The 6,848-nt window shown below is 72.9% G+C and carries 8 protein-coding genes; 3 read left to right on the plus strand and 5 right to left on the minus strand.

Annotation, left to right across the window (positions count from 1 at the left end):
- Positions 1-50: 50 nt before the first annotated feature.
- From J7E94_RS11135 to paaA, 5 genes are read right to left on the minus strand one after another with little or no spacing between them, the layout of a single operon-like run.
- Positions 51-1,151: a 2Fe-2S iron-sulfur cluster-binding protein gene (locus J7E94_RS11135; RefSeq protein ID WP_215014527.1), complete on the minus strand. Its 1,101-nt coding sequence runs from the start codon at positions 1,149-1,151 to the stop codon at positions 51-53.
- On the minus strand, positions 1,152-1,658 hold the full coding sequence (paaD, locus tag J7E94_RS11140) for a 1,2-phenylacetyl-CoA epoxidase subunit PaaD (RefSeq protein WP_215014529.1): 507 nt from the start codon (positions 1,656-1,658) through the stop codon (positions 1,152-1,154).
- Complete coding sequence (gene paaC, locus J7E94_RS11145) at positions 1,652-2,377, minus strand: 1,2-phenylacetyl-CoA epoxidase subunit PaaC (protein WP_215014530.1); 726 nt, start codon at positions 2,375-2,377, stop codon at positions 1,652-1,654. Before paaC ends, paaD begins: the two co-directional genes overlap by 7 nt.
- Positions 2,374-2,658, minus strand: coding sequence for a 1,2-phenylacetyl-CoA epoxidase subunit PaaB (gene paaB / locus J7E94_RS11150; protein ID WP_030009045.1), 285 nt, complete (start codon positions 2,656-2,658; stop codon positions 2,374-2,376). Before paaB ends, paaC begins: the two co-directional genes overlap by 4 nt.
- The gene (gene paaA / locus J7E94_RS11155) at positions 2,655-3,659 is read right to left on the minus strand and encodes a 1,2-phenylacetyl-CoA epoxidase subunit PaaA (protein WP_215014531.1); all 1,005 of its coding nucleotides are present in this window, start codon (positions 3,657-3,659) and stop codon (positions 2,655-2,657) included. Before paaA ends, paaB begins: the two co-directional genes overlap by 4 nt.
- A gap of 240 nt (positions 3,660-3,899) precedes the next feature.
- On the opposite strand from paaA, the gene J7E94_RS11160 reads away from it, so the two are divergent.
- From J7E94_RS11160 to J7E94_RS11170, 3 genes are all read left to right on the plus strand, one after another.
- Entirely contained in the window at positions 3,900-4,562 is a 663-nt protein-coding gene (locus J7E94_RS11160) for a DUF5819 family protein (RefSeq protein ID WP_374224422.1), read from the plus strand.
- Positions 4,550-5,731: an HTTM domain-containing protein gene (locus J7E94_RS11165; protein WP_308344877.1), complete on the plus strand. Its 1,182-nt coding sequence runs from the start codon at positions 4,550-4,552 to the stop codon at positions 5,729-5,731. The genes J7E94_RS11160 and J7E94_RS11165 overlap by 13 nt, the downstream gene beginning before the upstream one ends.
- Before the next feature lie 322 nt (positions 5,732-6,053).
- On the plus strand, positions 6,054-6,821 hold the full coding sequence (locus J7E94_RS11170) for an RNA methyltransferase (protein ID WP_215014533.1): 768 nt from the start codon (positions 6,054-6,056) through the stop codon (positions 6,819-6,821).
- Positions 6,822-6,848 lie beyond the last annotated feature (27 nt).

The raw sequence follows: 6,848 nt of genomic DNA on the forward strand, positions 1-6,848 counted from the left end.
CAGCTTCCTGAAATTGGACAGAGGGGCCGAGGGCCGGCGACCTCACAGCACTAGCGGTCGAAGTCGATCTCCACTTCCTCCGTCACCGGGTGCGACTGGCAGGCCAGCACGAATCCGGCTTCCGTCTCCTCCGCCTCCAGCGCGAAGTTCCGGTCCATCCGGACCTCGCCCGTCACCAGGAACGCCCGGCAGGTGCCGCACACGCCGCCCTTGCAGGCGTACGGGGCGTCCGCGCGGTTGCGGAGCACCGCGTCCAGCAGGGATTCGCCGTCCCGGACCGGCCAGGTGCCCGAGCGCCCGTCGAGGCGGGCGGTGACCCGCCCGTGCGCGGGGGCCGTGGCAGCCGCCGCGGGGACCTTCGCCGTGGTGTCCTCGACGTGGAAGATCTCCTCGTGCACCCGGGTCCGTACGACGCCGAGCGCGCTCAGCGCCCGCTCCGCGCCCTGCACCAGGCCGTACGGCCCGCACAGGAACCAGCCCGTCACCTCGGCCACCGGCAGCAGCGCCGGCAGCAGGGCGGCCAGCCGCTCCTGGTCCAGGCGGCCGGACGGCAGGCCGGCCTCCTGCTCCTCGCGGGAGAGGACCGTCACCAGCTGGAACCGGGCCGGATACCGGTCCTTGAGGTCGGCGGCCTCCTCGAGGAACATCGTCGAGGCCGCCGTACGGTCGCTGCGTACGAGGCAGAACCGGGCGTCGGGCCGGGCGGCCAGCAGGCTCGCGGCGATCGACAGCACGGGGGTGATCCCGCTGCCGCCGACGATGGCCGCGTAGTGCCCGCCGGCCGGGGCGGCGGCCGGATCCCACACGAACCGCCCGGCCGGGACCATGACCTCCAGCACGTCGCCGGCGGCGATCTCCTTGTGGGCGAAGGTGGAGAACTCGCCGCCCTCCACCAGCCGCACGCCGACCCGGAGCTCCGCCGGGCCCGGGCCGTCGGGCGCCGGGGCGGGGGAGCAGATCGAGTAGGTGCGCCGGACCTCCTCGCCCTCGGCGGGGATGCGGCGCAGGGTCAGGTGCTGGCCGGGGGCGTGCCGGTAGTCCTCGCGCAGTTCCTCGGGGACCCGGAGCGTCAGGGCCACCGAGTCATCGGTGAGCCGGTCGACTGCCGCCACCGTCAGCGGGTGGAACGCGCCGTGGCGGGGTGCGGCCATCTACAGCTCCTTGAAGTGGTCGAACGGTTCGCGGCAGGCGGTGCAGCGGCGCAGCGCCTTGCAGGCGGTGGAGGAGAACCGGCTGAGCAGTTCGGTGTCGGTCGATCCGCAGTGCGGGCAGCGGACCGAGAGGGTGAGCGGGACCGGCCCGCCGGCCGCGTGCGGGCGCGGCGGGGCGATGCCGAACTCGGCGAGTTTGCGGCGGCCTTCGGCGCTGATGTCGTCGGTCGACCAGGCGGGGGCCAGCACGGTGGTCACCCGGACGTCCGGTATGCCGTGGCCGGTCAGCACCCGCTCGATGTCGGCGGACATGGCCTCGATGGCGGGGCAGCCGGTGTACGTGGGGGTGAGGGTGACCTCGACGTGGCCGTCCTCGTGCATCCGCACCCCGCGCAGGACGCCGAGCTCGGCGAGGCTGAGCACGGGCAGCTCGGGGTCCGGGACGGACCCGGCCAGCTCGGCCAGCTCGGCCTCCAGCCGGGTCATCGCGGCGCCGGCGGTCACCATGACGCCCCCGGATGGCTGCGGTGCAGGTGCTGCATCTCGGCGAGCAGCCGGCCGAACGGCTCGGTGTGCAGGCCCTGGCGCCCGGCTCCGGCTGCCCAGGCGCCGGTGCGCGGCCCCTCGGGCAGTGCGAGCCCGGCCCGCTCCAGTACGTCGGTCAGCGCGGCCAGCCAACGCCCTTCCAGGGCGGCCCAGTCCACGCCGTCCAGACCTTCCACCGGCTGGAACATCTCGCCGGTGTACTTCCACAGCGCGTCCAGGGCGGCCCGGATGCGGCGCCCGCTCTCCTCGGTGCCGTCACCGAGGCGCAGGGTCCACTGCTCGGCGTGGTCCCGGTGGTAGGCGGTCTCCTTCACGGCCTTGGCGGCCAGCGGCGCGAACGGGCCGTCCCCGCGGGCCAGTTCCCCGTAGAGCTCGTGCTGGTAGAAGGAGAAGAAGAGCTGGCGGGCGATGGTGTGGGCGAAGTCGCCGTTCGGCTGCTCGACCAGCTGGAGGTTGCGGAAGGAGCGCTCCTCGCGCAGGAACGCCAGCTCGTCCTCGTCACCGGCCATGGACAGCAGCAGGCGCGCCTGGCCGAGGAGGTCGAGGGCGATGTTGGCAAGGGCGACCTCCTCCTCCAGGACGGGGGCGTGACCCGCCCATTCGCCGAGGCGGTGGGAGAGGACCAGGGCGTCGTCGCCGAGGGCGAGCGCCGCCGACTGGATGACATCGGTGCTGGTCACAGGTGGCTCACCCCCTCCGGGATGTCATAGAAGGTGGGGTGCCGGTACGGCTTGTCGGCGGACGGGGCGAAGAAGGGGTCCCGCTCGTCGGGCGAGGAGGCGGTGATCTCGGTGGAGGGCACCACCCAGATCGAGATGCCCTCGCCGCGCCGGGTGTAGAGATCGCGGGCGTTGCGCAGGGCCATCTCCGCGTCGGGGGCGTGCAGGCTTCCCGCGTGCGTGTGCGAGAGGCCGCGCCGCGAGCGCACGAACACCTCCCACAGCGGCCAGTTCTGCGTCATACCCGTGCCTCCTCGTTCTGTCCGGCGGTGTCGCCGGCGTGCTTCGCCGCGTCCTCTTCGGCCTGCTTCTGCGCCTGCTTCCCCGCATACGCCGCGGCCGCGTCGCGCACCCAGGCGCCTTCCTCGTGGGCCGTGCGCCGCTGGCTGATCCGCTGCTCGTTGCACGGGCCGTTGCCCTTGAGCACGTTCCAGAACTCCGTCCAGTCGATGGCGCCGAAGTCGTGGTGCCCGCGCTCCTCGTTCCACTTCAGGTCCGGGTCGGGCAGGGTCAGGCCCAGCGCCTCCGCCTGCGGGACGGCGATGTCCACGAACCGCTGGCGCAGCTCGTCGTTGGAGTGGCGCTTGATCCGCCAGGCCATCGACTGCGCCGAGTGCGCCGACTCGTCGTCCGGCGGGCCGAACATCATCAGCGAGGGCCACCACCACCGGTCGACGGCGTCCTGGGCCATCGCGTGCTGGGCCTCGGTGCCCTGCGAGAGGGCGAGGAGCAGCTCATACCCCTGGCGCTGGTGGAAGGACTCCTCCTTGCAGATCCGGACCATGGCGCGCGCGTAGGGCCCGTAGGAGCAGCGGCACAGCGGCACCTGGTTGGTGATCGCCGCGCCGTCCACGAGCCAGCCGATGGCGCCGACGTCCGCCCAGGTCAGGGTCGGGTAGTTGAAGATCGAGGAGTACTTCTGCTTGCCCGCGTGGAGCTTGTCGAGCAGCTCGTCGCGGCTGGTGCCCAGGGTCTCGGCGGCGCTGTACAGATACAGGCCGTGGCCGGCCTCGTCCTGCACCTTGGCCATCAGGATCGCCTTGCGGCGCAGCGAGGGCGCGCGGGTGATCCAGTTGGCCTCGGGCTGCATGCCGATGATCTCGGAGTGGGCGTGCTGGGCCATCTGGCGGACCAGGGAGGCGCGGTATTCGTCCGGCATCCAGTCGCGCGGCTCCACACGCTCCTCCGCCGCGACGGCCGCGTCGAAGGCGGCCGCGAGCTGTGCGCCCAGGTCAGCCGTCATACCTTTCCCATCCGTCCCATCCGTCCCATCAGAGCCATCCGTCCCATCGGTCCTGTCTGTCCCGAGGGCCGTGTCCGGCCCCGTTTCCGGGGTCACTGCCACCATCCCGGCCCCCTGTCAGAGTCCGCCGTCCGCCCGACCGACCGATCGTTCGGTTCATCCTCTTCAATGGTGAGACGGCGGCCCGTAGGGTGTCAACCTCTGTGGTCAACCCTGTGGACGCCGGACGATCGGGGCGGGATGGATTCGCACGCGCACGAGCCCGCCGAAGGGACCGCCCCCGCACCCCTCCGGGCGCCCGGAATCGCCGGTCTGTCCACCCCGTACCGGGTGGTCGCCGCGCTGGCCCTCGGAGCCGTCGCCGTGGCGGCCTGCGGCCACCTCGCCCTCGTGTTCCTGCACGTCGCCCCGTCCAACACGGTGAGCAAGCGGCACGCGCAGACGGTCGACGGGTGGGTCTACCCCGAGTTCGAACAGAACTGGAAGCTCTTCGCGCCCAACCCGCTCCAGCAGAACATCTCGGTGGAGGTGCGGGCCCAGGTGCGCACCGCGGCCGGCGAGCTCACCACCACCGACTGGCGGGACCTGAGCGCCGAGGACGGCGCGGCCATCCGGCACAGCCTGCTGCCGAGCCACACGGAGCAGAACGAGCTCCGCCGGGCCTGGGACTTCTTCACCGGCTCCCACGACGAGGACAACAACCCGAACGGGGAGCGCGGCGAGCTGTCCGAGGAGTACCTGCGGCGGATCGCGCTGGACCGGCTGCGGCCGGCCCACCGGGGCGGGTACATCCTGCGGATCCAGCTGCGCTCGGCGACGAGGGCGGTGGCCGCCCCGAAGTGGAGCGACGAGACGACCGACACGCGGACGTACTACCGGGAGCTGCCGTGGTGGACGGTGTGAGGGCCTCGGCGGCGCGGGCGCTGGCGAAGGCCACCGGGCAGGCGCTGGGCCCGTACCAGAGCGCTGTGGTGCGGATCGGCTTTGCCGGGACCTGGCTGTTCTTCCTGCTGCGGGAGTTCCCCCACCGGGCCGAGCTGTACGGGCCGGACGGGCCGTGGAGCTGGGCGCTGGCGGAGCGGCTGCTCGCCTCGAACGGGGCCTTCTCGGTGCTGATGTGGTCGGACTCGGCCCTGTGGTTCGAGATCGTCTACGGGGTCTGTGTGCTGGCGAGCGCGGGGCTGCTGCTGGGGTGGCGGACGCGGGCCACGTCGGTGGTGTTCATGATCGGGGTGCTGGCGCTGCAGAACCGCAGCGTGTTCATGGGGGACGGCGGGGACAACGTCGTCCACCTGATGGCGATCTACCTGGTGCTGACGCGGTGCGCGCAGGTGTGGTCCCTGGACGCGCGGCGGGCCCGGCTGCGGGGCTCGGCGTCGGCGGGGGCGGCCGGGCCGGTGCTGTGGGCCGTGCTGGGCGCGGTCTTCGCGTACGGGGCGGCCACGGGGCGGTTCGGGGCCGGGTGGCTGGCGGCCTTCGCGGGGCTGTGGGTGGTCTGCGGGCTGTGGTGGCTGGTGGACCGCTACGAGGCGGAGGGCGAGGGGCGGGCGGTCCTGGACGTCCTGGCGAACCTGCTGCACAACGCGGGGATGCTGGTGATCACGGCGGAGGTGTGCCTGATCTACGCGACGGCGGGCTGGTACAAGATCCAGGGATCGCGGTGGCAGGACGGGACGGCGCTGTACTACCCCTTGGGGCTGGACTACTTCACGCCGTGGCCGGGGCTGTCGGGGCTGGTGGCGAGCAGTGGGACGGTGGTGATGCTGCTGTCCTACGGGACGGTGGCGGTGCAGGTGGCGTTTCCGTTCACGCTGTTCAACCGGCGGATCAAGAACGTGCTGCTGGCGCTGATGATGCTGGAGCACGCGGGGATCGCGGTGCTGCTGGGCCTGCCGTTCTTCTCGCTGGCGATGATCGCCGCTGACGCGGTGTTCCTGCCGACGGGGTTTCTGGTGTGGCTCGGCGTTCGGGTCGCCGTCCTCCGGCCGGGGTGGGGGGCGGCTGCCGGGTCGCGTGCTGCTGCTGCTGCTGCTGCTGCTGCTGCTGCTGAGCCGAGTCCCGTGCCGCGCTGAGTGCGCCCTGCGGCGCCGCTGCTGGGGCTCCGCCCCAGACCCCGCGCCTCAAACGCCGGCGAGGCTGAAAGATCCGGGGCTCCGCCCCGTACCCGCTCCTCACACGCCGGAGGGGCTGGGTGGGGGTGCGCCTCAAGCGCGGGCCGGGGTGGTGGGTGCGTCTCCAGGGCCGGCCGGGTGGGTGGGTGCGCCTCTGGTGCCTGCGGCATCAAGCCTCGCCGGCGTGTGAGGCGCGGGGCCGGGCGGAGCCCGGTGTCGGGAAGGGGCGGGGTGGGGGATGGCTCCGCGCGGCGGGGTAGGCCGCGGATCGTAGGGTCGGGGTATGAGTGACCACGGGAGTGCGGATGAGATGGTGCGGCGGTGGCAGGAGGCCGCTGGGCGGGAGGATCTTGTGCTCCTGGACGGGTTTCATGCGCTGAAGCACGCCCTGCGCTTCGGGGCCCGGATCCACATGGCCGTCGCCGACGATCCCGAGGGCGTACGGGTGCTCGCGGGCGGGCTGGCGCCGGATGTCGAGGGGGACGTGGCCCGGCTGGTGCGGGCGGCGCCGCTGAAGCAGCTGGTGCCGCGCGTGCACCCCACCGGGGTGGCCGCGCTCGCCGTGCGGCCCGACCGGGAGGCAGGACGGGCCGCGCTGGCGAAGACGCCTCGGGCCGCGCCGGTCGTCGTGCTCGACAACCCCCGCAACCTCGGCAACGTCGGGGCCGTCGTCCGCCTCGCCGCCGGTTTCGGCGCCACTGGCGTGGTGACCCGCGGCGACCTCGACCCCTGGCACCCGAACGTGGTCCGGGCCGGGGCCGGGCTGCACTACGCCACCGTCGTGGACAAGGTGACCCTGGACACGCTGCCGCCCGGGCCGCTCTACGTGCTCGATCCGGAGGGCGAGGACATCCGCACCCTCACCCTCCCGGACGACGCCCTGCTCGCCTTCGGCTCGGAGCGCCACGGGATCTCACCCGAGCTGCGCGCACGGGCCGACCACCTGGTGTCCCTGCCCATGCGGCCGCAGGTCTCCAGCTACAACCTGGCCACCAGCGTGGCCATGGCCCTGTTCCACTGGGGTGGACCAGGGCCGGGCAACGAGGCCTAGGTGCTGTGGCCGGAAAGGTTTGCCGGG

This window comes from Streptomyces sp. ISL-94 (assembly GCF_018614075.1).
GTDB lineage: Bacteria > Actinomycetota > Actinomycetes > Streptomycetales > Streptomycetaceae > Streptomyces.